Annotated in this window: 16 protein-coding genes; 9 read left to right on the top strand and 7 right to left on the bottom strand. The window is 57.8% G+C overall.

The window, feature by feature from the left end; all coding sequences use genetic code 11:
* Position 1 precedes the first annotated feature (1 nt).
* Together EP166_RS13390 and EP166_RS13385 are read left to right on the top strand one after the other, a co-directional pair.
* The gene (locus EP166_RS13390; RefSeq protein ID WP_127557995.1) at positions 2-592 is read left to right on the top strand and encodes an SCO family protein; all 591 of its coding nucleotides are present in this window, start codon (positions 2-4) and stop codon (positions 590-592) included.
* Positions 593-742: 150 nt separating this feature from the next.
* Entirely contained in the window at positions 743-2,308 is a 1,566-nt protein-coding gene (locus EP166_RS13385; protein WP_127557762.1) for a GGDEF domain-containing protein, read from the top strand.
* Positions 2,309-2,443: 135 nt separating this feature from the next.
* On the opposite strand, the gene EP166_RS13380 is transcribed toward EP166_RS13385, so the two are convergent.
* The 3 genes from EP166_RS13380 to EP166_RS13370 form a co-directional block, all read right to left on the bottom strand.
* Positions 2,444-3,079 (bottom strand): hypothetical protein, encoded by a 636-nt coding sequence (locus EP166_RS13380; RefSeq protein ID WP_127557760.1) that lies wholly within the window; start codon positions 3,077-3,079, stop codon positions 2,444-2,446.
* Entirely contained in the window at positions 3,076-3,345 is a 270-nt protein-coding gene (locus EP166_RS13375; protein ID WP_127557758.1) for a zinc ribbon domain-containing protein, read from the bottom strand. The genes EP166_RS13380 and EP166_RS13375 overlap by 4 nt, the downstream gene beginning before the upstream one ends.
* A gap of 337 nt (positions 3,346-3,682) precedes the next feature.
* Positions 3,683-6,055 (bottom strand): DUF748 domain-containing protein, encoded by a 2,373-nt coding sequence (locus EP166_RS13370; RefSeq protein WP_127557756.1) that lies wholly within the window; start codon positions 6,053-6,055, stop codon positions 3,683-3,685.
* 453 nt (positions 6,056-6,508) lie between these two features.
* Here EP166_RS13370 and EP166_RS13365 point away from each other — a divergent pair, with 453 nt between their 5' ends.
* From EP166_RS13365 to EP166_RS13335, 7 genes are all read left to right on the top strand, one after another.
* On the top strand, positions 6,509-9,649 hold the full coding sequence (locus EP166_RS13365; RefSeq protein ID WP_127557754.1) for a DUF3427 domain-containing protein: 3,141 nt from the start codon (positions 6,509-6,511) through the stop codon (positions 9,647-9,649).
* A 166-nt stretch (positions 9,650-9,815) separates the two neighbouring features.
* Complete coding sequence (locus EP166_RS13360) at positions 9,816-12,317, top strand: HsdM family class I SAM-dependent methyltransferase (protein ID WP_127557752.1); 2,502 nt, start codon at positions 9,816-9,818, stop codon at positions 12,315-12,317.
* Positions 12,310-13,590, top strand: a complete 1,281-nt coding sequence (locus EP166_RS13355) for a restriction endonuclease subunit S (RefSeq protein WP_127557750.1) — start codon at positions 12,310-12,312, stop codon at positions 13,588-13,590. Before EP166_RS13360 ends, EP166_RS13355 begins: the two co-directional genes overlap by 8 nt.
* A 13-nt stretch (positions 13,591-13,603) precedes the next feature.
* Positions 13,604-16,924 carry a type I restriction endonuclease subunit R gene (locus tag EP166_RS13350; RefSeq protein WP_127557748.1) on the top strand — a complete coding sequence of 1,107 codons (3,321 nt, stop codon included), beginning with the start codon at positions 13,604-13,606 and terminating at the stop codon, positions 16,922-16,924.
* Positions 16,921-17,613, top strand: coding sequence for a M48 family metallopeptidase (locus EP166_RS13345; protein WP_127557746.1), 693 nt, complete (start codon positions 16,921-16,923; stop codon positions 17,611-17,613). The genes EP166_RS13350 and EP166_RS13345 overlap by 4 nt, the downstream gene beginning before the upstream one ends.
* A gap of 63 nt (positions 17,614-17,676) precedes the next feature.
* Positions 17,677-18,006: a type II toxin-antitoxin system RelE/ParE family toxin gene (locus EP166_RS13340; RefSeq protein WP_127557744.1), complete on the top strand. Its 330-nt coding sequence runs from the start codon at positions 17,677-17,679 to the stop codon at positions 18,004-18,006.
* The gene (locus tag EP166_RS13335) at positions 17,999-19,111 is read left to right on the top strand and encodes a helix-turn-helix domain-containing protein (protein WP_127557742.1); all 1,113 of its coding nucleotides are present in this window, start codon (positions 17,999-18,001) and stop codon (positions 19,109-19,111) included. Before EP166_RS13340 ends, EP166_RS13335 begins: the two co-directional genes overlap by 8 nt.
* 116 nt (positions 19,112-19,227) lie before the next feature.
* On the opposite strand, the gene recD is transcribed toward EP166_RS13335, so the two are convergent.
* The 4 genes from recD to EP166_RS13315 all read right to left on the bottom strand — a co-directional run bounded on the left by recD (position 19,228) and on the right by EP166_RS13315 (position 26,479).
* The gene (recD, locus tag EP166_RS13330; protein WP_127557741.1) at positions 19,228-21,123 is read right to left on the bottom strand and encodes an exodeoxyribonuclease V subunit alpha; all 1,896 of its coding nucleotides are present in this window, start codon (positions 21,121-21,123) and stop codon (positions 19,228-19,230) included.
* Entirely contained in the window at positions 21,120-24,611 is a 3,492-nt protein-coding gene (recB, locus tag EP166_RS13325) for an exodeoxyribonuclease V subunit beta (protein WP_127557739.1), read from the bottom strand. Before recB ends, recD begins: the two co-directional genes overlap by 4 nt.
* Positions 24,612-24,689: 78 nt before the next feature.
* The gene (locus tag EP166_RS13320; RefSeq protein ID WP_127557737.1) at positions 24,690-25,331 is read right to left on the bottom strand and encodes a response regulator; all 642 of its coding nucleotides are present in this window, start codon (positions 25,329-25,331) and stop codon (positions 24,690-24,692) included.
* Positions 25,328-26,479, bottom strand: a complete 1,152-nt coding sequence (locus tag EP166_RS13315) for a sensor histidine kinase (protein WP_127557735.1) — start codon at positions 26,477-26,479, stop codon at positions 25,328-25,330. The genes EP166_RS13320 and EP166_RS13315 overlap by 4 nt, the downstream gene beginning before the upstream one ends.
* Between the last annotated feature and the right edge of the window lie 196 nt (positions 26,480-26,675).

Raw genomic sequence — 26,675 nt, 5'->3', positions numbered from 1 at the left:
GATGAAAACCCTGCCACTCGCCTGCGCGGTTGCGTTGGCTCTGTTGATAACGGCTTGTACCGGTGGTGATACTGACTGGACCGGGTCAAACATTGAAGGCGTGATGCCGGACCTTGAATTCGAACTGACGTCAGATACCGGTGAAGCGGTAACCGAAGAAACCTATCAGGGCAAAGCCAGCCTGGTGTTTTTCGGCTTCATGAATTGCCCGGATATTTGCCCGGGAACGTTGCAACGTTTGTCGACCGCCATTGAAGCGTTACCCGCCGACAGCCAGAGCGACGTGCAGGTCTTGTTTATCAGTGTCGATCCCGCGCGGGACACACCCGAGAAACTCAACGAATACACCGGATTTTTCGGCCCACAGTTTATCGGTCTTACCGGCACCGAGTCACAACTGTCCGACCTGGTCAAACGCATGAGAGCCACCTACGGCTATGGCGAACCCGACGACAACGGCAACTATGCGGTGTCACACAGTTCAGCCATTTATGGCTTCGATGCGCAGGGCAATGCCCAGGTGCTGATGAAGAGTGATCAGCCAGCTTCGGATATGAGTCATGATATCGAATTGTTGTTGCAGCGCTCTTGAAAGGGCGCGACAGAGTGCCCCGGCTCAACCTCAAGGAAGTGGATTCTGACCGAATACATGGATATTTTGCACGGTGGTTTTGCGCCTAATCAACGTAAGCGTAGAACGGGCCATTTACCCATATGGGCTTTTCCCGCCGGGCATGCTTAAATGCACGCAAATCTATCGTCTCTGCTTGTCATGCATTGGTTTGCTACCCTTAATCTGATCGGAACCGCACTGCTGATTCTGCTGGCCTCCTTTACCGGGCAACGGCCAGAGAGCCGCAAGAATGTTGGTTTCATCCTGCTGCTATTGGCCATGGCCACTTACAGCCTGGCGCTGGCGTTTGAATCGCTCGCGAGCGACCTGAGCAGTGCCTGGCTCTGGAATCGCATCCAGTATCTGAGCATCCCCTTCCTGCCAGCTCTGATGTTGCTGGTGGTGGGCCGCTATGTCGGTTTGCCGTTTCAGCGCCCCTGGCTGAAAGCGCTGCTGATTGGGTCCTTCGGGTTTTCCTTGCTGATTGCCCTGCTGCACTGGTCGAGCCCCTGGCATGACCTTTATTATCGGAACATAGCGTTCACCGTGGTGGATGACATCGCCGCGGTCAGTTTTACCCCCGGTCTGTTTTACCACTTGTTCGATGCGTTCTATTTCTCGAATGCTGCGATCGTTCTTGTGTTGGTTGGGCGTCATGCCTTGCAAGTGTATGGCCTGTTCAGAACGCAGGCCGTCGCCGTTTTCATTGGCATTATCATTCCCTGGGTGTTCGCCCTGGTGGGGGATTTCGCCTCACTCCCTACTGAGCTCGATATCGTTCCGCTGGCCTTTGTGCCCAGCGCGCTGGTGTTGGGCTTTGGGGTGCTTAACTGGGGCTTGCTGGGCCTGGAGCCCATCGTCATGCGTACGGTATTTGGCGCCATTCCATCGGGTTGCATCATTGTCGATCACAACCGTCGACTGCTCGATTGTAATGCTGCTGCGCAACAGATGTTTCCGGGGTTAACCCAACTGAAAACCGGTGAGTCGATTGACGCTATTTACGACGACTTGCCCGGGTTTGGTGCCGTACTCGAGGCATTGAATGATCGGGACCACTGGCTGATATGGTCTCCCGACAACCGTACCCATTACCGCGTGCAACTGACTTGGCTGGAGCAGCACCAGATGCACCTGGGTTACCTGATTCTGATACAGGACGAAACCCAGCAAGTCATCGCCGAAGCCCTCTTGCGCGAGCGCGCTGAACTGGATGGCTTAACCGGCGTGTTGAACCGAAGCAGCTTCGATGAGCATTTGAACCGGGCGGTGAAAGACAATGCCCTGGCCGGTACCAGCCTGGCGCTGATCCTGTTCGACCTCGATCACTTCAAGGTATTAAATGATACCCAGGGGCACCAGGCTGGCGATGAGGTGCTGAAAACCGTCGCCCGCTGTGCCTACGACCTGAGCCGGCACGGAGACAGCGTCGCTCGGTACGGCGGTGAGGAGTTTGCGCTTATTTTGCCGAATACAAACCTGGCCGGCGCCCGGGCGATTGCCGAGCGGCTAAGAGACATCATCGCCACAAACACGCCGGTTACGGCCAGCCTGGGTATCGCGCTGACCGACAGCGAGAACGACCTGAGCCCGAGAGAGCTGATTCACCTGGCCGACCAGGCGCTGTATCGGGCCAAGAGCCTGGGGCGCAATTGTGTTGAGGTAGCTGAGGCTGTTGAAGAGCAAGTGACTTAACCGGTGTATTCCGACCGACCCTTTTAGCCGCCTAAATTCGGCCTTATCCAGTGACAGAACATCCTACTGCACGTCAGGTATTAACACGTCGGTGGCCGTCTTGAATGCACGGGTTCGATCGAACAGTAGTCACGATCACTTGTTGTTTTCGAGTGCCCCAAGCACTTTTTCAACGCGTTTTTGTTTGGACGCTTTCTCGAGATCGGGCAGCCTGGCACGCAATGTCGACTTCAGCGCAGAACGGTGCGGTTCGCGAACCACCGTGATCGCCTGTTCCGCATAGGCCGGGAGCTGATTGCCCGGGCAGGTTTGCAACAGGCTGATCAACGCTGCAAAGGCCCGTTCGTAATAGCGGTCGACCTGGCACAGGTGCGTCAGAACCGCCGCGGCGCCGTCTTTGGTGATGACCGACCCCTGGTCGGCAACCGCCAGCAGGTGATCGAGCGCGGCATATACCTCATCGGGGCGTTCCGGTGTTACCGCCCCCAGGGCTTTCATGGCCCCCCACTGAAGCCGGTTGTTCTTGCGGCCAAGCAGTGCGAGCAAGTTCTGAACGTAGGGCGCAAGCAGCGAGGGGGCCTGTTCTCCGACTTCATAGAGCACCTTAATGCAGTCACTTTGAACCGGCGTGCTCTTGCTATGCACAAGAAGATCGACTAGCTCGCTTACCGAATTTGCATCACCGGTATCAACGATCTCTCTGGCCAGTTCAAGGTTAGGGGCCTCGTCGGCGCGCTGCAGCGAAGACGCCAGCTTATCGATCACAGTCACTTGGTTTTCCACCGTTCCAGGTTGGGTATCGACAAAGTAAAAAAGCTCGCCAGAAAACCCGGGAAGCCCATCTCCTTCACCTTATTCTTAACCAGCAACCGCATGTCATCCACAGTCATGTCTGGCGCTGTGAAGCGGCCATCGGCGTAGCAAAAAGAGCAGAAACGCGGGCTCAGCGAGCCGTCGGCTTCAGTGCCACCGCCGTTAGGGTCTTTCGACAGTGGCATAGAACAACTCTGGCAGTATTTATAGGGTTTTTGGCTCATGGGTAGGGCCCTCCTGATTGAGGCAGAGGCGTAGGCGACCCCCAGTTTAGAGCACAGTGACCAGAATTCCCGACTTTTTGAGCGATCCGGGGGGCGTTTGTGGAGCTTAAGGCCAAGGTTAGACATGGGCATGGGCGCAGTAGGCTGGCCGCTGTTGTATGTCGGCTAGGAGTTTTCAGTAGGCATTCCTGACATCAAGCATCAAGACGGTTGTTGTTCAGATAGTGAAGTAATGTTGGTAATCTGCCTTAATACTCCAAAATTTTAGGAATAGATAAGTATGAAAGCGGCAAAACCGTCCTTGGTTCAATTTGCCCTGTGTAGACTGGCCCCATACTCATTCGCTCCCACCCGTAGTGATACCAACCTCCATAACAATGTGCTCACCCTCAACCGATTCGATCTCTTCCGGGTCCAGAATGCGCACTCGATTTCTTGTTATTCGGGTGTCCGGGTTTGAGTCGGCCAGGGCATCTCGCACAGCGATTGCGCGGGCGTTGGCGAGACCTATTAAGTCGGTGTCTGTGACGGTTTGTGCGGCGATGATCCGTTCGCCCAGGTGGCTGCGATAGGCCAGGCCGTCAAAGGTAGCCTCTTCATTAATGGAATCATCCTGAGATATCACGAAGCGCTTTTGCACGGCCTCCAGGCTTATCTCTGGGTAACGGTTGCTGAACATTGTTTCCACAATGTCCTGGTTTGACTCGGCCGTCAGGCTTGGATCTGCAGCGGCCCGGTTCGCCTCATTCAGATGTTGCCGCAAGGTCTCAATGGCTTTCTCCCGTTGCAGTGCCGGGCCATCGAAACGTCGGCTGAAGGGGCCTGCAAGTTCGAGAATCAGTGCCGGGCGCTGGTTGAGAGCCTCGCGGAGTGTGTCGATGCGCGCACGCTGGGGAGGAAGGAGTTCGGCGCGGGCTTGCGAGTATTCTATGTTGCCTAGATCTTCCGAATCAGCGCCGATGAGGTTTGCCAGAAAACTGGCTGGCGATTGGACGACAGTCATTACAGCCTCTCCCAGTGCCTGTCGGACAATATCGGCGAAGTCGAATTCAGGGTTGCCAACATCCCCGGTTATGGAGAATTCCAGGTCAATGACGCCTTCGTTGTCCTCAAGCAGGGCGATGGCGAGGTCTAACGGCAGGTCCATGGCATCGCGGGTGTCCATCTTTTCGCCGAGCCTCAGGTTGTGGAACACCAGGTTGTTGCTGCCGTCGAGTTGCTTGTCTCGGATCGTATAACCTAGATCCAGGTCCATGGTGCCGTCTGCGATTTTACGGCCGGCGAAGCGCACGGTGTAGGGGGAGTATTCGGGGATCTGAAGGTTGCGAAAGGTCAGTTGCATGTTGGTTTCTCGCGTAGGTTGCCTGGCGTGAACACTGCCTTCAACTCGCACCAGCCCATACTCTGCGATCTCGCCTTTCAGCGCCACCTCCGCCGGCACGGTTGAGGTGGAACTCAGGGTCGAAACGTCGCCACTCAAGGTGTGAATGCTCGTCGAGAAGGGCAGCGCCAGGGAATTGTCGGTAAATTGAAAGGCCCCGTCGCTGAGCTCGATGCCTTCAATGGTCGTGTTAAACGAGGCTGGTTCTTTACCCGTGTTTTCGTCTTTACTCGCGCTGTCGCCATTTTCCCCTTCGTCGACCGGAGGGGATGCCATGAGCCGCGCGAAGTTGGTGGACCGGTCTTCGTGGATGACGACCAGGCCGGACAAACCGTCGAGGGCAAGGGGGCCCGTCTCAAGCTGCCTATCTGCGAAGTTCAGGTCAAGCTGTTCAGCATGAAGGCTTTGCCAACCGATGAGCGGTTCGTCATTGGAGCCATCTTTGATGTGCAACGAAGCAATGTCGGCGGAGCCCTGAAAGGCAAAGGGTTGCTGTGCATCGGTGTTCATTTGCCCGCTCACGTTAAGCTTCCCGGTATCGATTCGCACGTTTATGAGCTGGCGCAGGTAGGGTTCGGCCTGTATCAGAGCCAGTTCATCAATGCTGGCTTTGCCATCCAATGCGACGCTTGGCAGAAGCTGAAGTGTGCCGTCGAAGGCGAGCTTGCCGCCCTGGGCAAGCGTTCCGTTCATACGTGCCGGGAATCGGGTGTCTTCCTGAAGTGTGAGCGCTTCGACGGAGAGCTCGATATCCTGCAAGGCAAGTGATACCCGGTTTGGTTCATCAGTGGTCGCATCCGGTAGGTTGTCTGCGAAGCGCAGAATACCGCCCGCTACACGCAGTTCTGCGATTCGCAACGCGTGTAGTTGCGCAGGTTCGTCTTCATCGGAGCGCTGGTCAGAGCGTGTTGCGGCCAGGCGGGAGAGGCGGGTTTCGCCCGAGTTTAAGCGCTCTTCGTGAATAACCGGTTGGTCGAGTTGGACGGTCTGGAAGGTCCAGGCTCTGTTGACGATGCTCGCCCAGGTGAGGTCCAGAAGCAGCCGGTTCCACTCGATCAATTGTCGGTTGTCTGTGTCGTCCAGCGTGAGCCCATCGACGCGGAGCGTTAAGGTGTAGGGGTTGGCGTGTACGGCCTCTATGCGAAGCGCTCGCCCAAAGTCTTCCCGGGCGATGTTCACGGCGTGGTACTGGACGAGCCAGGGTACGCCAAAAAAACCCAGGAAGGTGTACAGAATGACCAGTGCCAGCAACCAGAACCGAACCCGGCGCGGAGATACCCAGTGTGTTCGTAAATAGCCGCCGAATTGGCGGAGCGAGCCATGGCTCATCAGTCCATATCCTTCGGCGTGAGTAAGGATACGAGGGTAGACGTGTCTATGCTCAGTGTCACCACTTCCTAAGGCTAATGGGACAGGCTCCACAGTGCCCAAGCTACAGACGGGTGAGAATACTCAACTACCAGAGCGACTGTCTTCATCCAAGACGGCAAGGAAATTGAAGCTGAACACTCTGGAGTTTCTAGCCAAAGCCGAGCAGTTTGGACTGGTGATAAAAGAAGGCGATGCGTATGTCGCGATTGAGAAAGCCCAGAAACACAGCATCGAAAACAAGGTCTTTCGGAACGTCCCCTATGATTCATGGTCTGTGCCAATAATTAATAACGTTGGTGCTACGGTGACCACTGAAACGGATGTCTAATAGCAGAGTTGCAGCGCAACAGGATTGGCATCCCCCTCCAAACCATGCGAACCTGGTAGCAGCTGTAACCTAGGGATCCCAACATGGATGAACTCTACCAGGGCCTCTACGACCTTCTGGCAACCGATGACCTTCACCAGCAAGTGGACGAAACACTGCTGGAAGCCACTTACGAGAGGATCAGCGAAGCGAACCTGCCGGAGCGCCTGGCAACGGCCGTAGCCGAGCGCTTGTTGGAGCGTTTGCATAGCATCAAAGCCACAAAAACCAGCAAGAAACCCGAAGAACAACTTGCCTGGGCCAACCAACTACTCGCCTCCCTGCAACAACCCCCGTTAACCGCAGACACCATCAGCTCGCCACCCAGAGCCCTGCGCGCGGTTCACCCCAAGGGGCTTAAGCCAGAACTTCCAGCCATTGGCCTGGCCCAGCCCTGGCTATTCACCGCGGGCAAAGATTCCCCGGCGCTGCTGCACGAACTGCAGGCCGAGCTGAACAGCTGCAACCATGTCGATATTTTAGTGAGCTTCATCACCGTTTCCGGTGTGCGCAAACTGCTCGACCGCCTGAAAGCCATTACCGCGACCGATGGCCAGGGCCGCAGCCAGGCCAGTGTGCGCGTGCTCACCACCACCTACACCGGCGCGACCGACCAGAAAGCCCTGAACCAGTTGGCCGAGTTACCGAACTGTGAAGTGCGGGTCTCGCTGGATGGTCGGCGCACCCGGCTGCACGCCAAAGCCTGGCTGTTTGAGCGGGATACCGGTTTTGGGTCGGCCTATGTGGGCAGCGCCAACTTCTCCGGCGCCGCACTGATGGGCGGGCTGGAATGGACGGTGAAGTTCACCGAGCATGGCCAGCCCGATTTGTTCAGCCGGGCCAAGGCGCATTTTGAAACCCTGTGGCTGGATACCGAGTTCCAACCCTATGACCCCAACAACAGCGACCACCAGGCCGCGCTGCGCAGCGCCCTGAAACGCGAGTCGACTCAGTACGACGCCCCCATTGGCCTGCCGACTTTCTTCGACCTGGTGCCCAAGCCGTTTCAGACTGACATTCTCGAACAGCTGGATAACGAACGCGCGCACGAGCGCACCCGCAACCTTCTGGTGGCCGCCACCGGTACCGGTAAAACGGTGATGGCTGCCTTTGACTACCGGCGCATTGCCCGGCAACAGGGCGGGCAACCCCGGCTGTTGTTTGTCGCCCACCGGGAAGAGATTCTGAAGCAGGCCCGGCACACCTACCGCCAGGTACTGCACGACCCGAATTTCGGAGATCTGCTGACTGGCCACCACGACCCCGAGCAACACAACCACCTGTTCGCCACTATCCAGAGCCTGCAAAGCCAGGCTTTGCTGGCGCAGCTCGGCGCTGACTACTGGCAAGTAGTGGTGATCGACGAATGCCACCACATCGAAGCCAAAGGGTTCGAGCAGTTCGTGACCACGGTGGAGCCCGCCGTTTTACTGGGCCTGACCGCCACCCCGGAACGCCACGACGGCAAAAACATCCTGCGCCACTTCCACAACCGGCCCGACGGCACCCCCGCCGCCCAATTGCGCCTGTGGCACGCACTCGACCTGCAGTTACTGGCCCCGTTCGAATATTATGGCTGCGACGACGGCGAAGACTACCGCACAATCAGTTGGGGCCAGCCGCAACTGGAACAGCAACAGCTAAGCAACCTGCTCACCGGCAACCAGATGCGCGCCCGCACCATCATCAACAACTGGCGCAACCTGGTGGCCGATACCCGCCAGTGCAAAGCCCTGGCGTTTTGCGTGTCTGTTGAGCATGCCGAGTTCATGACCGAGCAATTCAACCAGGCAGGCATTGCCGCCCGGCTGGTGACCGGCAAAACCAACCGAGACGACCGCAACGCCGCTCCGCGCCAACTGCAAAACGGCGAGATCAACGTGATTGTCACCGTCGACCTCTACAACGAAGGCATCGACTTACCCTTCGTCGACACCCTGTTGCTGTTGCGCCCCACCCAAAGCGCCACCGTCTTCCAGCAACAGATCGGCCGCGGCCTGCGGCTGTATGAAGGCAAGGAAAGCTGTCTGGTGCTCGATTTTGTGGGCCAGTATCAAGATGGCTTCCGGTTCGACACCCTATACAGCAGCATAACCGGCCTTTCGCGCCGGGAGATTGCCGATTCCGTCGAGCACGGCTTCGCCAAACTGCCCAGCGGCTGCCACCTGCAACTGCATAAAACCGCCCGTGAACACATACTGCACAGCCTGAAACAGGCCATCACCCAAAACTGGCGACGCCTGCAAACCGAGCTCGCCCGCTATGCCGCGCTGAAAGGCAGCAACCAGGTGAGCTTGAGCAGATTCCTGACCGATCACGACCTGGAGCTGGAAGACATCTACCAGTCTCACAGCACCAACACCAACAGCGGCTGGACCAACCTACTGCGCGCCGCCGGGCTCATCGCCGGCAATGGCAGCACTGAAGAAGCTTACTTCAGCAAACGCTTCGCCGCCTTACTGCACCAGGACGACCCGGCCCAATGGGAACTGCTGGCCAAAGTCGCGGAAGACCCAGCCAACTACCGCATAACCAGCGACCAGGACCGCCTACGCCTGCAGATGCTCGCCTACCAGATCGACAGCAACACCAAAGCGACCGGCACGGCACAGAGCTTCCTGAAGCGCCTCGCGAACGAGCCCCATACCTGCCAGGAACTCAAAGCCCTGGCGGAAGTGCAGCAAAACCGGCATTACCACACCTTCAAACCCTTGCCGGGCCTGGAACACACGCCACTGCGCCTGCACGCGGCTTACCAACTCCGGGAGATCCTTTCCGCCGTCGGCCGCTGGACCGAACACAGCAGACCCGAGTTCCGGGAAGGCGTATTACGCCTGCACGACCAGAAAACCGAACTGATCTTCATCACCCTCGATAAAAGCGAAGCCCGCCACGAAGGCGTGGCCTACCATGACTACGCTATTAGTCGGGATCGCTTCCACTGGCAGACGCAGAACTCGGCGGGGCCGAAAACAGATGCGGGCAAGCGGTACCTAGAACAGAAAACCAATGGCTGGCAGTTTCAGTTGTTTGTGAGAACGCAGAAGGGGGCGCCATACCGGGCTCTTGGGCCGGCGCAGGTGTTGAGTAGTCAGGGTGGAAAACCGATGAGTATAACGCTGGGGTTGGAGGCTGCCTTGCCTGAGCGGTTGTTTGAGGGGTTTAGTGTTTTGCGGGCGGCTTAATGAAATAATGATGCATTTGGATAACAATGCCAGTCGTGTTCCAGCCGAGTGTGATTGACTAATCTCCGCAGTTGCTAATGTCAGTACTTCGAGTTCTCATAAAACCCGTTCACATTCGCACCCAGATGGTACGATTGGAAATAATTAGCATCTATCAGGACGTTACATGCCTTTAACCCTCACTCAACTCGAACGCCACCTATTCAGCGCCGCCGATATCCTGCGCGGCAAGATGGACGCCTCGGAATTTAAGGAATACATCTTCGGCATGCTGTTTCTCAAGCGTTGTTCGGATGTATTTGAAGAGCGCCGCGAGCAGGTGATTGCCGAGCAAATCAAAAAAGGCAAATCCGAAGCCGAGGCCACCGAAATCGCCGAAAACCGGCTCTGGTACAAAAATTCCTTCTATGTACCCGAAAACTCCCGCTGGAGCTATCTGGTCAAGGAAGTGCACAAAAACGTCGGAGACGCCCTTAACACCGCGCTGGGCGGTCTGGAGCAGGGCAACACCAGCCTGCAGGATGTGCTGGAGCATATCGACTTCAACCGCAAAGTGGGCCAGAGCAAACTGCCGGATATTAAGCTGCGAGGGCTGATCAACCATTTCAACAAATACCGCCTGCGCGACCGGGACTTTGAATTTCCGGACCTGCTGGGCGCCGCCTACGAATACCTGATTGGCGATTTTGCCGACTCCGCCGGTAAGAAGGGCGGCGAGTTCTATACGCCCCGCCCGGTGGTGCGCATGATGGTGCGGCTGTTAAAGCCCGAGCAGAACCACAGCGTCTACGACCCCTGCTGCGGCTCCGGCGGTATGCTGATTGCCGCCAAGGAGTGGATCGACGAGCACGGCGGCGAGGGCTATCGGATGGATTGCTACGGCCAGGAGAATGCCGGCACCGTCTGGTCCATTGCCAAAATGAACATGCTCCTGCACGGCATTACCACGGCGAACCTCGAAAACGACGACACCCTGGAAAAGCCTCGCCATACTGCGGCCGGCGAGCTACTGCGCTTTGATCGCATCCTCACCAATCCGCCATTCTCGATCAACTTCGGCAGCAAGGACGAAGACGAAACCGGCCAGCCGGTGTTCCAGCCCCTGCACCGCGAGCGCTTCCAATACGGCGAGGTGCCCCTGGGCAGCAAAAAAGCGGACCTGATGTTCCTGCAACATATGCTGGCTGTGTGCGCCCCCGGCGGCATGGTGGCCACCGTGCTGCCCCACGGCGTGCTGTTTCGCGGAGGTGACGAGCAGCGCATCCGCGCCGGCATTATTGAGCACGATCTGTTGGAGGCGGTGATTGGCCTGCCGCCCAACCTGTTTTACGGCACCGGCATCCCCGCCTGCATACTGGTGCTGCGCCAGCGCGTCAGTGAAGGCGCCCAGCAGGTGAGCAGCAAACACCCCAACAACCGGGGCAAAACCCTGTTTATCAACGCCGACCGGGAATACTTCGAGGGCCGGGCGCAAAACTATCTGATGCCCGAACACATCGAAAAAATCGCCGCCGTCTACGAGGCCTTTGCCGAAGGCAATGGGAGGAACATCCCCGGCTTTGCCAGCATCGTCAGCACCGATACCCTGCGCGAGAACGGCTACAACCTGAACATCCGCCGCTACGCGGACAACGCCCCGCCGCCGGAGCCCCACGATGTGCACGCCCACCTGGTGGGCGGCATACCCGGGGCGGAAATTGCAGCCAAGTTGCCCCAGTTCCAGGCCCAGGGCCTCAACCCCGAAGACCTGTTCCAGCCCAAACCCAATGACCCGGGCTACCAGCTCTTTCGCGAGCAGTTCACGCAAAAAGCGAACATCAAACCCGCCATCGAGCAAAACACCGGGGTGCTGGCCCAGGAGCAGGCCCTACGCGATGCCTTTAACCACTGGTGGCAAAACCACAGTCAGAGCATTACCGCCCTGGCTCGCCACCGCGAATACGCGGCACTGCGCCAAGAGCTGTTGAACAGTTTTAGCGAAAGCCTGAAACCAATTGGCCTGCTGGATGATTTTCAAATAAGCGGCATGATCGCCGGCTTCTGGCACCAGCAGAAGTACGACTTTCTAACCCTAATGGCCCGCGACAGCCGCGGTGTAGTCGACGCCTGGCGCACCAGCATCCTCACCGCCATGGAAGACAAAAACAACAAAGACGACCCGCTGGAACACAAGCTGGTGAAGTTCTTGTTGAATGGCTTTCTGGAAGAGCTGCAACAACTGGCCAACCGCAAAGCCGAGCTGGACGGCCAAATCAAAGCCGCCGAGGAACAATTGCCCAAAACCGGCGAAGATGAAGACGATAGCGATAACGAGCCACTGAGCGAAGCGGAAATCGCCGCGTTGGAAAAGCAGATCAAAACCTGGAAGCAGCAGCGCACCGCCAACGCCAAAAAACTCAAAGAAAAGCAGGCCGCGCTGCCGGAGGAGCTGAATAGCGGTGTGGCCGCCCTGGACAATGCCCAGGCCGCCGAGCTGCTACGCAATATTCTGCACAACGATATGCACAGCATCGTCGAACGCTATATCAGCGCCCAGCGCCAGCAGGTGATCGCCACCGTGGAAAACTGGTGGGATAAATATCAGGTGACGTTGACCGAGATTGAACAAGAGCGGGACCAGGCTGCGAAGCAATTGGCTGGGTATTTGGAGGGTTTGGGGTATGTTTGAGGAGAGACCGCTGGGCAGCTTAATAGATCGGCAGACAGGTGGCGGAACCCCCAGCCGCCAAGTTCCTAGCTTCTGGAAAGGGAAAATCCCTTGGGCATCCGTAAAAGATTTTAAAGATGATCAAAGTTCGATTTCCGAAACCGAGGAATATATTTCAGAAGAAGGGCTTAGAGCCAGTGCCTCAAATCTCATTCCGGAAAACACGGTCTTAATATGCAGCCGAATGGCAGTAGGTCGTGCCGCAATCTCAAAGGTTTCCATTGCCATCAACCAGGATTTAAAAGCACTGTTTCCAAAGGCGGGCGTTGACCAACGATATCTCCTTCGGGTTTTTCAGTGGGTTAAGAGACAGGCAGAAAATCTCGCGGTAGGATCGACTGTAAAAGGGATACGTATAGCCGATCTCTTGGGATTGCAGATTCCTGTTGCTCCTGAAGTCGACCAACCCGCCATCGCCAATATCCTCGACACCCTGGACACCCAAATCCGCCAAACCGAGGCCATAATCGTCAAGCTGCAGCAGGTCAAGCAGGGCATGCTGCACGATCTGCTGACGCGCGGCATCGACGCCAACGGCCAACTCCGTCCACCCCGCAACCAAGCCCCCGGGCTCTATAAAGAATCGCCGCTGGGGTGGATTCCGAGGGAGTGGGAGGTGCGAAATTTGAGTCAGTTAACAAGCTTAATAACCAGCGGTTCTCGGGGCTGGGCGTTGTATTACTCCGATACTGGCTCCCTTTTCCTACGCAGCCAAAATGTTCGAATGGGGTGTTTAGACCTTTCAGAGCGTCAATGTGTCAAACCTCCGACAGATGGAGAGGGGCTGCGTACCCGAGTCGAGGCATTAGATCTTCTGGTAACAATTACAGGTAATGGCGTGGGGAACTTAGCATATCTTCCCGATGGCTGGAGTGAGATAGCTTTTGTGAGTCAGCATGTTGCGCTTGTGCGGTTTGTTGATCCTTGGCTGGCTAAGCTGGCAAATCATTATCTTGTGCTCGGAGGGCCTGGCAGGCAGCAAATTGTCGACGCTCAGTATGGTCAAAGTAAGCCAGGGTTAAACCTCGAAAGTCTTCGTAATATTCGCATACCCGCACCCTCAAACACCGAAAGCGAAGAGATCATTGCCAGGGTCGCCTTGTTGAACAAGCGCGTCGAAGATGAAGTATCGTTAGTAGGACAGCTGCACTCTGTTAAAGCTGGCCTAATGGACGACCTCCTAACCGGCCGCGTCCGCGTCACCTCGCTTCTCGACACCGCCAAAGCCAGTTAACAGGAGTTTGTTTATGGGCCCGGAATTACATTACAGCGAACAGCCCTTAATCGACCAGTTGGTAGCCCTGGGCTGGACCTTTACTCCCGGCAGCCTGGATAACCCGGCGGCCACCGGGCGCAAGAGTTTTGCCGAAGTGCTGCAAATCGATGTGCTGCGCGCCCAGCTAAAACGCATCAATAACCGCACCTTGGCCAATGACGAGCAAGTGGAATGGCTGGATGAGGAACGCATCAGCAGTGCGGTGTCCGCCCTGACCCGCATAGCCGCGCCGGGGCTAATGGAGGCCAACCAGATTGCCACGGAATTGTTGACCGAAGGCTTTGTGGTGGGCGGCCTTGTGGATTGGGACGGCGGACGATCGCGCACCATTCACTATATCGACTGGGAGCACCCGGCCAATAATCAGTTTACAGTGATCAACCAGTTCAAGGTGCAGTGCCCGCCGGGGCACGACAGCGTCAAGCAGCATGTGATTCCGGATTTGGTGCTGCTGGTCAACGGCATTCCCCTAGTGGTGATTGAGTGCAAAAGCCCCACTGCCAGCTCCGCGCCGGTGAGCGAGGCCATCGACCAATTGCGTCGCTATTCCAACCAGCGCTTTGCCCAGGGTGAGGTAAGCGATAACGAAGGCGCACCGGCGCTATTTAATACCAACCAGTTTATGCTGGCCACCTGTTTTGATGACTGTTTGGTGGGCACCTTGGCCGCCGGCAGCGCGCATTACCTGCCCTGGAAAACCGTCGCGGGCATCGACAATCCCCAGCGCACCGAGGCCGAGGTGGCCGAAGCCCTGGGAGTCAAAAGCCTCTCGCCCCAGCAGCGCACCGTGGCGGGCATGCTGGATAAAGCCAACTTGCTGGACATAGTGCGCCACTTTACTTTGTTTATGACCACCGGCGGCCAGACCATCAAACTGGTGTGCCGCTACCAGCAATATCGCGGTGTGGTCAAAGCCATTCACCGCCTAAAAAACGGCAAAACCCGCAAACAGGACGGCGAATACGACCGCCGTGGCGGCATTGTCTGGCACACCCAGGGCTCCGGCAAAAGCCTGACCATGGTGTTCGCCCTGCGCCGCATCCGCACGGACACGGCCCTGCGCCGCTTTAAAGTGGTGGTGGTCACCGATCGCAACGACCTGCAAAAGCAGCTCTCCGGCACCGCCACCTTAAGTGGCGAGGCGGTGCAAATCGCCAAAAACAGCCAGGCCCTTAAGAACATCCTGCGCCAGGACGGGCCGGGGCTGGTGTTCGCTATGATTCAAAAATACCGGGACGAGGCCAGCAAGCTCGGTGACTTTGAGCAACTGAACAACAGCGAAGATATTCTGGTGATGGTGGACGAAGCCCACCGCACCCAGGCCGGCGACCTGCACGCCAACCTGCTGGCCTGCCTGCCCAACTGCGCACGCATCGGCTTTACCGGTACACCCATCATTATGGGCGAGAAAAAACGCACCCACGAAATCTTTGGCGAATTCATCGACAAATACACCATTCGTGAGTCGGAAGCTGACGGGGCCACTGTACCGGTACTGTACGAAGGCCGCACAGTGCAGGGTGCTGTAAAAGACGGCAGCAGCCTCGATGAACTGTTTGAAGACTTTTTTGCCGGCAAAAGCGACGAAGAACTGGAGGCCATCAAAAAGAAATACGCCACCAAAGGCAATGTGCTGGAAGCCCCCAAACTGATTGAGGAAAAAGCGCGGGACATGCTGCGCCACTACGTCACCTACATTTTGCCCAACGGCTTTAAGGCCCAGGTGGTGGCCTACAGCCGCCTGGCGGCGGTGCGCTACAAAGGCGCCTTTGAAAAAGCCCGTGACGAGCTGCTGGGTGAGGCGGGCTACCTGAGCCCGGCCATCAAAGCCCTGGACGAAGAAGAACTATGCCGCAAGTCCCCCAAAATGCAGGCGCTGGTGCAGGCCTGGCGCTATCGGGAGCTGATTGGCCGGTTGCAGTTTGCTACTGTTATCTCCGGCGATAACAACGACGGCAGCGAGTGGGCCGAACACACCGACCGCGCCGCGCAAGACTTGGCCATCGAGCGTTTCAAAAGGCCCCTATTACCGAAAGAAAAGGCACCCAAAGAAGGTGCCAGTAAAGACAATAGCGACCCGCTGGCGTTTTTGATCGTTAAATCCATGCTGCTAACTGGCTTTGATGCGCCCATTGAAGGCGTCATGTACCTGGACCGCTCTATCCGCGAGGCCGAGCTGTTGCAGACCATCGCCCGCGTCAATCGCACCGGTTTTGGAAAAACCGCGGGCATCGTGGTGGATTATTACGGTGTGGCTAACCACCTAAGAGCGGCACTTGCTGCCTACAGCGATGAAGACGTGGACGGCGCCCTGCGTAGCCTAAAAGACGAAATTCCCGCCCTGCGCGACCGTCATCTGCGGGCCGTGGATGTGCTGCGCGTCCGTGGCATTGAAGACCTGAATGATATTGAAACCTGCGTGCAGGCCCTGGATAGCGAGCGCCTGCGCCAGGAGTTCGGGGTAAAGGTCAAAGCCTTTATGCAGAGCTTGGACCTGGTGCTGCCCCGCCCAGAGGCCTTGCCCTTTACCCAGGATGCCAAGCAACTAGCGATGATCTACGCCGCCGCCCGGCGCCGCTACCGCGACGGCCCGGTGTTGGGCAAAGATGTGGGCGCCAAGGTGCGCAAGCTGATTGATGACCACGTGATCTCGCTGGGTATCGACCCGAAAATTGCCCCGGTGAACCTGACCGATGCCAACTTCAGTCAACAACTTAACCAGGTCCGGGACCACGCCGCCAGCTATAACGCCGACCCGGAAAAAGCCCAGAAAGCCGTGGCCTCGGAAATGGAGCACGCCATTCGCAGTCATGTTCAGCAAAAGCTGGATGAAGACCCGGTGTACTACGGCAAACTCAGCGAACGCTTGAAGGAAATTTTGGACGACCTGGAAGGGCGGTGGGCTGAACTGATTAGCGCACTGCAATCCATTATCGACGAGGTTAACAGCGGCAGCACCCAGCACGAGGCGGGCCTGCCCGATGTGCCGGAGCACTACCTGCCGTTTTATCGCATGCTGCGCGCCGCCAAATGCGGCGACGCCCAACCGGATATGGTGGTAGAGGCGGACTTGATCACCCTCACCGAAAGCCTGGTGGATTACATCAGCCGCGAGGTTAAGACCTCGAGCTTTTGGCAGCCCCACCGCCGCCCCATGCAAGAGGCCCTGGAGCAGGCCTTGTTTGAGCGCATCGTCGACAGCGAATTGCTGGAGTTTAACGATGTACCGCCTCTGGTTGATAAGCTGCGGGACCTGGCCAAAGCCAACAGCTACAAGCTGGAGCAGCAATGATCGTCACCGTCGACGACCTGACCATTCCGGTGCAGGAAAGCGCGCGCCGCAAAACCCTGCAACTGACCGTGGAGCGGGACAGTTCCCTGCGACTGACCGTACCACCCAACGTCAGCCAGGAAACGCTGGAAGCCTTTGTGCGCAGCAAGCAGCCGTGGGTCTATAAGAAACTCGCGGAAAAAGCGCTGATGCAGAAGACCATTCGCTACAAGCAGTTTGTGCAAGGCGAGGGCTTTTTGTACCTGGGCCGCCACCATCGCCTCAACCTGGTGGATGCGCAAACCGAGCCGCTCAAACTGGTCAGTGGCCGTTTTAACCTGCAGCGCGATGCTTTGCCCCAGGCGCGACAGCACTTTATTGGTTGGTACAGCCAGCGTGGCAAAACGTGGCTCTGGCAGCGCGTGCAGGACTTTGCTGCCCGCCTGGAAGTAAAGCCCGCCGGCCTGAAAGTGCAGGACCTAGGCTACCGCTGGGGCTCCTGCGGCAAGGGCGAAATGCTCTATTTTCACTGGAAAACCATTCTGCTCCCCGCGCGCATTGCTGAATATGTGGTGGTTCACGAGTTGGTGCACCTGCACGAACACAACCACTCGGCGGAATTTTGGCTGCGCCTTGAGCGCGCTATGCCGGATTATGACGAGCGCAAGCAGTGGTTGGCAGAGCATGGGATGGATGTTGAAGGCCTTTGATGGTGTAATAGTGAAATTCTAAATTTACCTGATAGGTAAATACCTATAGACTAAGGACTGTTTTTGGATATCCTTTTCCACGACAAAAAACTGCGTGAGTTGTGCGAAAAACAGCGCAAAGCTGAGAGAAAACTGGGGTCGGAGTGTGCTCGAAAGCTGAGGGCGAGGCTTAGCGATCTAGATGCCGCCGACCAGGTAACCGACTTGGTTGCCGGTAATCCACACCCGCTCAAAGGCGACCGCTACGGACAGTTTGCCGTCAACCTAGCCGGCGGCTGGCGCTTGGTGTTCAGCCCGGGAAATGACCCTGTCCCGCAGAGTCCGGCAGGCGGTATCGATTGGAAACAAGTCACCATCGTTTGTATTGAATATATAGGGGATTACCATGACTGAGCTGAGCGCTCCGTTCGCGCCGGACTGGGTCTCCCCGCCCGGCGAAACCATACTCGATATTGCAGAAGAGCGCGGGTGGACCCAAAAAGACCTGGCCCAACGCCTAGGCTTCACAGACAAACACGTCAGTCAATTGATTAACGGCAAGGTGCCGTTGAGCATCGAAGCTGCACAACGCCTGGAACGGGTCGTTGGCGGCACGGCAGACTTTTGGTTGACGCGCGAAGCCAACTATCAAAGCCATCGTGCTCGGCTGGACGCTGCTGAACAAAATGTTCAATGGGTCTCCTGGCTGGACGAACTGCCGGTTAAAGACTTGATGGCCTCTGGTGCGATAACCAAGTGTCGGTTGGTTGCCAGGAATAAACCGCAGGTTGTAGAGGACTGCCTGCGATTTTTCGGTGTGGCCTCCCCGGACGAATGGGAGAGCCATTATGGCGGCATGCAGATGTCTTTTCGCCGAAGCCGCGCTGATCAAAGCGATATCGGCGCTATATCCGCTTGGCTGCGCTTGGGTGAACAATATGCGGAACATGCAGAGACGCCAAAATACGATAAAGACCGATTTGTTCAAGCCTTGCACGAGATTCGCGACCTGACCTGTGACGACCCCGATCAGTTCGAACCAAAAATGCGGACTCTGTTACAGGAAGTGGGCGTAGTATTCGTGTTGGTACCGGCTATTCGTCGAACCCATGTTAGCGGTGTCGCCCGTTGGCTGGGGCCTACCCGACCTTTAATTCAACTGTCTTTATACGGCAAGACCAACGACAAGTTTTGGTTCACTTTTTTTCACGAAGCAGCACACATTTTGTTACACGCGGGCAGCCGAAAGGAAAAAAGTGCCGTATTTCTTGATGACCCGAACACCCACCCCAGTGACGACCCAAAAGAACACGAAGCTAACAAGTGGGCCGGTGATTGGCTGATTCCAAGACAGCATTCCACTAGACTGACGGAACTGCGCAGTAAAAGTGACGTAGTTGAATTCGCCCGAGAACTCGGCATTCACCCTGGTATTGTCGTTGGGCGCTTACAGCACGACGGACACATCGAGCATCACTGGATGAATGATCTTAAACAAAGCTTTCAGTTCGTAGAATAAGGATTTTTCTTGCCCTCCAAAAAGCGAAAAACCCCGGTGAAACCACCGAGGTTTGGACGCCGACCAGGAATGCCCAATCCATTTAAAAAGTAGATTGGCTGGATTGCCGATCCTTGTCAACCGCCTGCGTTGAGTTCGATGTTGTCGCGCAACCCACTAAATCGTTCAACCCGCTTCGCAACACCCTCACACCAAACCCCCTCACCCCCAGCAACAAACAACCCCTGCTTAGCCCGAGTCAACCCGGTATAAATCAACTCCCGGCTCAACAACCCCATCGCCTGCTCAGGCAACACCATCGCCACCCGCTCGAACTCAGACCCCTGGGTTTTATGTATCGTCATCGCATACACGGTTTCGAACCGGGGCAGGCGGCCGGGGGCCAGGGGGCGATAGTCGTTGTTGCCGGTCTGGAACCAGGCCATTAGGTGGCCGCTGGTGTCGTCGGGCCAGATAAGGCCAATGTCGCCGTTGTAGAGGCCGATGCCGTAGTGGTTTTCGGTGATCATGATCGGCTGGCCCTTGAAGAAGGGGGCTCGGGTTGGGTTCAGGGTTTTGAGTATCCGTTCGTTCAGGGCTTCTACGCCCATGGGGCCTACGCGGGCGGGGCAGAGTAGCCGGAACTGGAACAGGGCGTTGAATGCGTCGGCTTTGCTCGCGGCACTGGCGATGGGGCGGTACCAGTGGTCGACCCAGTGGCTGATCTGTTGCTGGGCTTTGTCGGTGGGAATCCACGCCAGGTCTTCGGCGTCACTTTGCAGGGTGGCGAGGCTGGCGTCGGCTTCTCCGTTGATGACTTGGGTGGCCAGGCGGCCGATGCCGCTGTGTTGGCCGAAGCGGCGGCTGTGTAAAAGGAAAGTTAGAAAGTTTGGAGCTGCGAGCTGCGAGTTTTTGGGCTCGAGCTTGGTGCTTTGAGTTGGGACTGTTAGGCCCAGAGTTTTGAGGGTTTTAGCCCTTTTTAGGCTGTAGCCTGGGTGGGGGCGTTGGGCGAGGTCGGCTAGTACTGAGCCTGCCGCTACGCTGGGTAATTGGTCTGCGTCGCCCAGTAGGATGACTTTGGTGTGTTCTGGTAGGGCGCGGAACAGTCTTGTCATCATGGGTAGGTCGACCATGGAGACTTCGTCTACCAGCAGTACGTCGCAGTCGAGCGGGTTGCGTTCGTTGTGGCGGAAGTCGAGCCGGTTGGGGATGACGCCAAGTAGCCGGTGCAGCGTTGTGGCTTCGTCGGGAATGCTGTTCAGGGCGAGCAGATCGATGCGGCCGGCCAGGTCGCTTTTGGCATCGCGGATGGATTCGGCGAGGCGCTGGGCGGCTTTGCCGGTGGGGGCGGCCATGCGTATTTTGAGGTCGTGCGGGCTGGTCATCGCCAGTAGGGCGAGCAGGCGGGTGACGGTGTAGGTTTTGCCGGTGCCGGGGCCGCCGGCGATGATGTTGAAGCCGTTGAACAGGGCGTTGGCGGCGGCGATGGCTTGCCAGTCTGGTTCTGCGGTGGCGTTTTGCTTGGCGAGCGCCGGGAACAGGGTGTGCAGGGCGGCTTTTGCGGCTTTGGTATCAACGGTGGTGTCGCTGGCGTCGGATTGCAGGCGCTGGCGCAGTTGGCTGGCCAGTTCCTGTTCGAATTGCCAATAGCGGCGCAGGTAGAGGCGGTCGCCGTCTAGCACGATGGGGGCGTTGTCTTCTGGGCCTATGGGCAGTTGGCTTAGCTGGGCCAGCCAGTCTTCCAAGGGTGGGAAGGTGTAGCCAGGTTTGTCGTCGCTGTGCCATTCGGTGCGGCCGGCCCAGGCGGGCAGGTAGAGGCAGCTGTGGCCCTGCTGCAGGGTGTGGCTGGCGCCGGCGATGCTGTGGAAGAGGTCGTCGGTGTGGGTGTTTAGCCAGTCGCAGAGTTGGGCGGCCAGGTGCAGGTCGATGTCGTTGATGTTGGCCAGATTTTGGCGCGCGGTGTGTAGCCGTGGTTTGTTGGTTTCCTGTTGCCCGGGTGACTGGCCAGCTGCGGTTTGAGAGTGCGTCGTCATGCTGGGGTCTCCGTGCCGGTGAACAGGGTGTCCAGGGCGTGTAGGGCGGTTAGGTCCGGGTCGCGGTGGTAGATGCCGGTGGTCTGGCCCTGGGTCATGCCGCGCAGGTACAGGTAGTGCACGCCGCCGAGGTGCTGTTCGGGGGTGTAGTCGGGCAGGCGGGTGCGCAGGTAGCGGTGCAGGGCCAGGGTGTAGAGCAGGTATTGCAGGTCGTAGAAGCTGGCGTGCACGCTCTCGGTCAGGGCGGTTGGGTGGTAGTCGCCCAGGCGCTCGCCGAGCCAGGTGGATTTGTAGTCGACCACGTAATAGCGGCCCTGCCACTGGTAAATCAAATCGATGTAGCCGTGCATCATGCCTTTCAGGCGCGGCGGTTCGGGCAGGATGACGCCAGGGGTGTTGCGGTGCCGGGCGAGGATGCGGGCCAGGCCCTGGCCTTTGCTGGCCATCGGGAAATAGAAGGCCGCTTCGCGTTGGGTGTGCGCCTGGTTTAGGTCTGCCAGGCGGGCGCCGCTGGGCAGTTCGGTGTTGAGGATGTCGCTTAGCCAGGTGGCGAGTGCCGGGCGCAGGGGGCTGACGCCGGGTGTTGTGGGTTCAGGGTTGCTGGCCTGGCTGTTGGCTTGGGCGTCTTTCGGCAGCAGCGCGGGGTAGCGTTGTTCGGCCCAGGCGAGTTCGGTGGTGAAATCCGGGTTTACGAAGTCGAGCCGTTCGAGCAGATCGTGCAGCAGGTTGCCGGCTTCGGCGCCCCTTGCCAGGCGGAAGCGCAGTGGCCGGTCTTGTGGGGCGGTGGGGGCTTGTTCGGGGTCGTCCTGGTCGCGGTCGGGCGTGGTCAGGCCGCCGTGGCGGGCGTTGCGGGTCAGCGCCGAGAAGGAGCTGAGCCACCAGTCGCGTTCGATACGGCCGTGGAATTGGGCTGCGCGGGCGGTGCGGGTGGTTGTGGCTTCGGGGGCTGCGGCGTCGGTCAGCGGGGTGTCGGGCAGGGTGAGCACGGCGCCATTGCCCTGGCTGGCGAAGGTGGTCAGTTGCTCGGTCAGGGCGTCGAAGGTTTTTGTGTTCAGGCAGCGGGCCAGGGGTGAGCGCTCCAGTTCCTTGAACTCGGCGGCCATCACATAGAGGCGGCGTTCGGCGCGGGTGGCGGCGACGTACAGCAGGCGAATGTCTTCGGCGGCCTGTTCTTCTTCATAGAGGTCGCGTTCCGGGTCGCTCGGGTTTAGGGCGAGCACGGCGTTGTAGTCTTGGCGGTCGTGGTACCGAATCAGCATCGGCGGATGCTTGGGTTTGCTGCGGCCGTAGCTGACGAACGGCAAAAAGACGATGGGGTATTCCAGCCCTTTGGCGCCGTGCTGGGTGATTACCTGTATCAGGTTGGCATCGCTTTCCAGGCGCAGCTGGGCGATGTTGGCCAGGGTGTCGTCTTGCCGGGCCTGGTCGAACCAGTGCAGCAGTTGCCAGGGTTGTCGGTGTTGCTGGCTGGCCTGTTGCAGCAGTTCGAGCAGGTGCAGGCTGTTGGTGAGCGTGCGTTCATGGCGTTGCGGATGCGGGCGCACGTGGCGCTGGAACAGTTGCAGCGCCATGCTCATCAGGCCCTGGCTGAACCAGCGTTCGCGCAGTTCGGTGAGTTCGAACAGGGCCTCGGCCCAGGCGTGTTCGTCTTGCTGCAGCTGGAACAGCCGTTCAGTGTCGTAGCCAAACCAGGGGGTGGCGAGCGCGGCGATCAGGGCGCGGTCGTTCTCGAGGTTCAGAATGCCGTTCAGGGCGCGGGCCAGGGTCTCGGCCTCGGCGCTTTGCAGCACGTTGTCGCGGGCGCTCAGGTACACCGAGGCGAGCTGGTGCGTGCGTAGGGCGTTCTGGATGACCTCGGCTTCGTGTTTGCTGCGCACTAGCAGGGCGATGTCGCCGGGTTGGACCGGTTGGCCATCGAGCTTGGCCTCGGCGAGCAGGCGGCGGATCTCGCGGGCGGTCCAGTCGGCCAGCACTTCGAGGCCAGTTCGGGTGTAGCCTTTGGGCTCGTCGTCGGTGGCGGGCAGCAGGCACCATTGCACGGCGCCGCGACCGGCCGGGTCGTCGATGTCGGGCAGGTCGTTTTTGCCGGCTTTGACCGGCAGGTAATCGATGCCGAAGCCGAACACATCGGCGCTGGCTTTTTGCGTGCGTACCTGGCCTTTAGCATCGAGTGGGTGTTCGCCGTAGAACAGCCGGTTGTAGCCTTGTACCACGGCCGGGTGGGAGCGGAAGTTGGTGTCCATGTGCCATTGCTGGTCGGCGTTGTCGCGGGCTTTCAGGTAGGCGAACACATCGCCGCCGCGAAAGCCGTAAATGGCCTGTTTCGGGTCGCCGATCATGCACAGCAGGCCGGGCTGACCTTTGGGATACAGGGCATCGAGAATGGCGTACTGGTCCGGGTCGGTGTCCTGAAATTCATCGACCAGGGCGACCGGGAATTGCTCGGCGAGTTTGGCGGCCAGCGCCGGGCCAGCGTCGGCGTCTTGCAGGCGCTGGCGCAGTTGGATGATCAGGTCGTTGAAGTCGAGCTGGTCGAGCCGGTCTTTGCTGGTCAGCAGGTGCGCCCGGGCGAAGGTGATGCCTCGCCAGGCCCACCAGGCTTTGGCTTCTTTCGCCATACCGGCCAGTTGCTGCGCCAGGGTGTGCAGGTGCGGCAGGGCGGCTTCTTTTTTGGCGGTGCTGAAGGCGTCTTTGAGGAATTTGCCGCCAAACACCTCGGGCACGGTGCCGGGCCAGGGTTGCAGGGCAAGTTCGGTCAAGTCATCGAGTTTTGCCTGCCACTCGGCGGTGCTGGCTTCGCCCCGGCGGGGTTTGACGTTCAGGGTGTAAAAGGCGTCGGCCTCGCTGGCCCAGTGCTGGCAGAAGGCGTTCCAGGCGTCGTGCGGTTCAGTCAGTTCCGGTTCGGCGACGGTCTCGCTGCCGCCGATGGTGCGGCCCCATTCGTTGGCGAAGTCATCCGGTGTGGCCCAGTAGCTTTGCAAGTGTTCGAAGTGCTCGCCGCGGGCTTCACGCCGGTACCAGTCCTGCAGGGCTTCGAGAATCAGTGCGCTGCTGTCGGCTTCCATCTCGGCATGAAAGCTGATGCCGCTGGCGAAGGCCTGCTGGGTGAGGGCGCGCTTGCAGAAGCCGTGAATGGTGTACACGGCGGCTTCGTCGAGGTTGAGCAGGGCTTGGTGCAGTAGGGCGCGGGCTTTGTTCGGTTCAATCCGCTCGGCGAGTGTGTTGAAAAAAGGTTCTTCGATTTCACCCCAGTGATCGTGGGCATCGCGAATAAGCTGACCCAGTCGGCCTTTCAGTTCGGCGGTGGCGGCCTTGGTGAAGGTCATCACCAGTATCTGTTCGACGCTGAGTTGTTGTTCGAGCAGCAGACGCAGGTACAGCCGGGTGATGTTGTAGGTTTTGCCGGTGCCGGCGCTGGCCTCAATGAGTTGGCGGCCCTGCAGGGGCAGCGTCTCGGCTTTGAGTTGCTTGGGGGCTTGGTCCAACATCAGCGTTCGGGGTACCGGTTGCGTTCAGGGCATTCTGGCAAGGTGGGGGTGGGTGTGCAAATGAAATGGTGGTTTGAATCAGATCAGCCCCAGTTCCAGGGCCTTTGTCACCGCGCGGGTTCTATCACGGGTATTGAGCTTATAGAGAATCGACGAGACCTGGTTTCGAACGGTCCCGGTTGACTTGTGCAGCGCCGTGGCTATTTCATGGTTCGAGTATCCAGCGGCGACCAGGCGAAGCACCTGCATTTCGATGTCCGTAAGCTGGCGGGCCTCTTTTGCGTCTTCCCACTCGTTAAATGGCTGGTCGGTTTCAGCGTGGCGGGTCACTGCTGGCTGGTACCATGTTTTACCGTCGGCGATGCTTCTAACGGCTTTGGTGAGGGTGTCGAAGCGAACGTCTTTGCGCAAGTAACCCCTGGCACCTAGTTGAATGCACTGAAGAACGAGATCATGGTCGTCGAAGGTGGTTAATATGAGCGTCGGTGTGGTTAACCCTTCCACCTGCATCTCTTGCAGGACTTCCAGCCCGCTCATACCTGGCATTCTGATGTCCAGCAAGAGAACATCGGGCTGGTGGCGTTTAAGCAGTTCAATAACGGGCGCTCCGCTGTTCGCTTTGGCAACAACAGACATGTCTTTGCTCATTTGAATGAGAACCTCCAGCCCTTCTTGAACCAGGCTCTGGTCGTCAACGATGATTACCCGAATCTCTTTCATGGTGACTCCACTATCGATGCTGAAAGAAAGAAACCCTGGGTCAAAGAACCATAGTCGAGCGTGCCGCCCAGGGCCTCTACCCGTTCGGCCATGCCAATCAACCCATTGCCGGGCTGGACGACGTCGCTCGACTGGCCATTATCTTCGATAGCCAGGCGCAGTTCTTCACCATGGCTCTCCAGTCTGATCCAACACTGGCTTGCATTACTGTGCTTGAGTATGTTGGTGATCGCTTCCTGGCTGATACGAATGAGAGCCTCCGCAATAGCCGGGTTCGATATCGTGAGCCCAGGCTCAATAGCCACCTGAATATCAATATGGTTGATTTCCCGAACTAACGCATCCAATGCAGCCCGAAACCCAACCGTACTGTTTTGCCGGATATCGGACACCGCCTCTCGCACGCTGTCAAGGAGACTGCTGGCTATGGTTTGTGCCTTTTTAACATGAACCTGTGCGTCATCGCCCTCAAGCAGGGAGGCTATTTCAAGTTGTAGGCCAAGCGCGGTTAGGTGATGGCCCATCGTGTCATGCAGATCCCTTGCGATACGTCGTCTTTCATCTCGCTTCGTTGTAGCACTTAGTAGAATTTGAGTGGCATTCAATTCACGGAGCAGTTTGGCGTTTTCTTCCTTCGCTTTTCTTTCGGCCATGATTCGATTGAAGGCAAATACCGCAAAGGTATTCAGGAGGCTAAACAGAATTGAATTGAACCAGTCGTCTTCACCCGGAACCTGAAAGAAATAAAAGAACGGAAGCGCTATGCCAAGGAAAAGGCACGGCAGATCTAGAGTATGTTCACGGAGATGAGCCACCAACATTATGCCCAGGACGATAACAATGCCGTCCGGGAAAAGAAAAAGAAGCACGGTCAGGGCTAAGGCCTCCAGTAGGCCGAATAGCTTGGCGTGTGAAACTGAGTATATCCTGAATAGGCTAAAAGAGAGATGACCAATAAACAGGCAGCTCACGACGACGATGTGCCTAAGTGAGAAATCGAGCCGGTATTCCGTTCCGGGGTAATCGACCTCCCACAGGTGGAGCGTAATGAGAAAAACAAAGATCCAGGTAACCAGGCTGATGAAGAGGTCGAACAATTTTATTTTCTGATTGATGGATGAAAAGCCAGTGTTAAGTATGGTCGACATTCAACCCTCCCTTAGAATGTGATTGCGTCCCACGCATCGAGTCGAACCATCTGAAGTAAAAGACGGCTTAGTATTTCATACCTTATCTTCACTGTGTATAGAACAAATGTCACTCCGTTCAATTTGCCCCCGTGACATTTGCCATATTGTGTACATCGCAGGCTCCGGTAATCTTTTATGTGAACTATCGAGGGCT

The organism is Saccharospirillum alexandrii, from assembly GCF_004000275.1.
GTDB classification, from domain to species: domain Bacteria; phylum Pseudomonadota; class Gammaproteobacteria; order Pseudomonadales; family Natronospirillaceae; genus Saccharospirillum; species Saccharospirillum alexandrii.
The sequence above is the reverse complement of the archived record's forward strand: the minus strand, read 5'-3'. Positions and strand labels throughout refer to the sequence as shown.

Bases quoted from the DNA above. Each gene is read 5' to 3' on its own strand.
- EP166_RS13320 (WP_127557737.1), bottom strand. From the start codon at position 25,331: ATGAAAGAGATTCGGGTAATCATCGTTGACGACCAGAGCCTGGTTCAA.
- EP166_RS13385 (WP_127557762.1), top strand. From the start codon at position 743: ATGCACGCAAATCTATCGTCTCTGCTTGTCATGCATTGGTTTGCTACC.
- EP166_RS13375 (WP_127557758.1), bottom strand. From the start codon at position 3,345: ATGAGCCAAAAACCCTATAAATACTGCCAGAGTTGTTCTATGCCACTG.
- EP166_RS13355 (WP_127557750.1), top strand. From the start codon at position 12,310: ATGTTTGAGGAGAGACCGCTGGGCAGCTTAATAGATCGGCAGACAGGT.
- EP166_RS13335 (WP_127557742.1), top strand. From the start codon at position 17,999: ATGACTGAGCTGAGCGCTCCGTTCGCGCCGGACTGGGTCTCCCCGCCC.
- EP166_RS13360 (WP_127557752.1), top strand. From the start codon at position 9,816: ATGCCTTTAACCCTCACTCAACTCGAACGCCACCTATTCAGCGCCGCC.
- EP166_RS13370 (WP_127557756.1), bottom strand. From the start codon at position 6,055: ATGAGCCATGGCTCGCTCCGCCAATTCGGCGGCTATTTACGAACACAC.
- EP166_RS13345 (WP_127557746.1), top strand. From the start codon at position 16,921: ATGATCGTCACCGTCGACGACCTGACCATTCCGGTGCAGGAAAGCGCG.
- recB (WP_127557739.1), bottom strand. From the start codon at position 24,611: ATGTTGGACCAAGCCCCCAAGCAACTCAAAGCCGAGACGCTGCCCCTG.
- EP166_RS13350 (WP_127557748.1), top strand. From the start codon at position 13,604: ATGGGCCCGGAATTACATTACAGCGAACAGCCCTTAATCGACCAGTTG.
- EP166_RS13315 (WP_127557735.1), bottom strand. From the start codon at position 26,479: ATGTCGACCATACTTAACACTGGCTTTTCATCCATCAATCAGAAAATA.
- EP166_RS13365 (WP_127557754.1), top strand. From the start codon at position 6,509: ATGGATGAACTCTACCAGGGCCTCTACGACCTTCTGGCAACCGATGAC.
- recD (WP_127557741.1), bottom strand. From the start codon at position 21,123: ATGACGACGCACTCTCAAACCGCAGCTGGCCAGTCACCCGGGCAACAG.
- EP166_RS13390 (WP_127557995.1), top strand. From the start codon at position 2: ATGAAAACCCTGCCACTCGCCTGCGCGGTTGCGTTGGCTCTGTTGATA.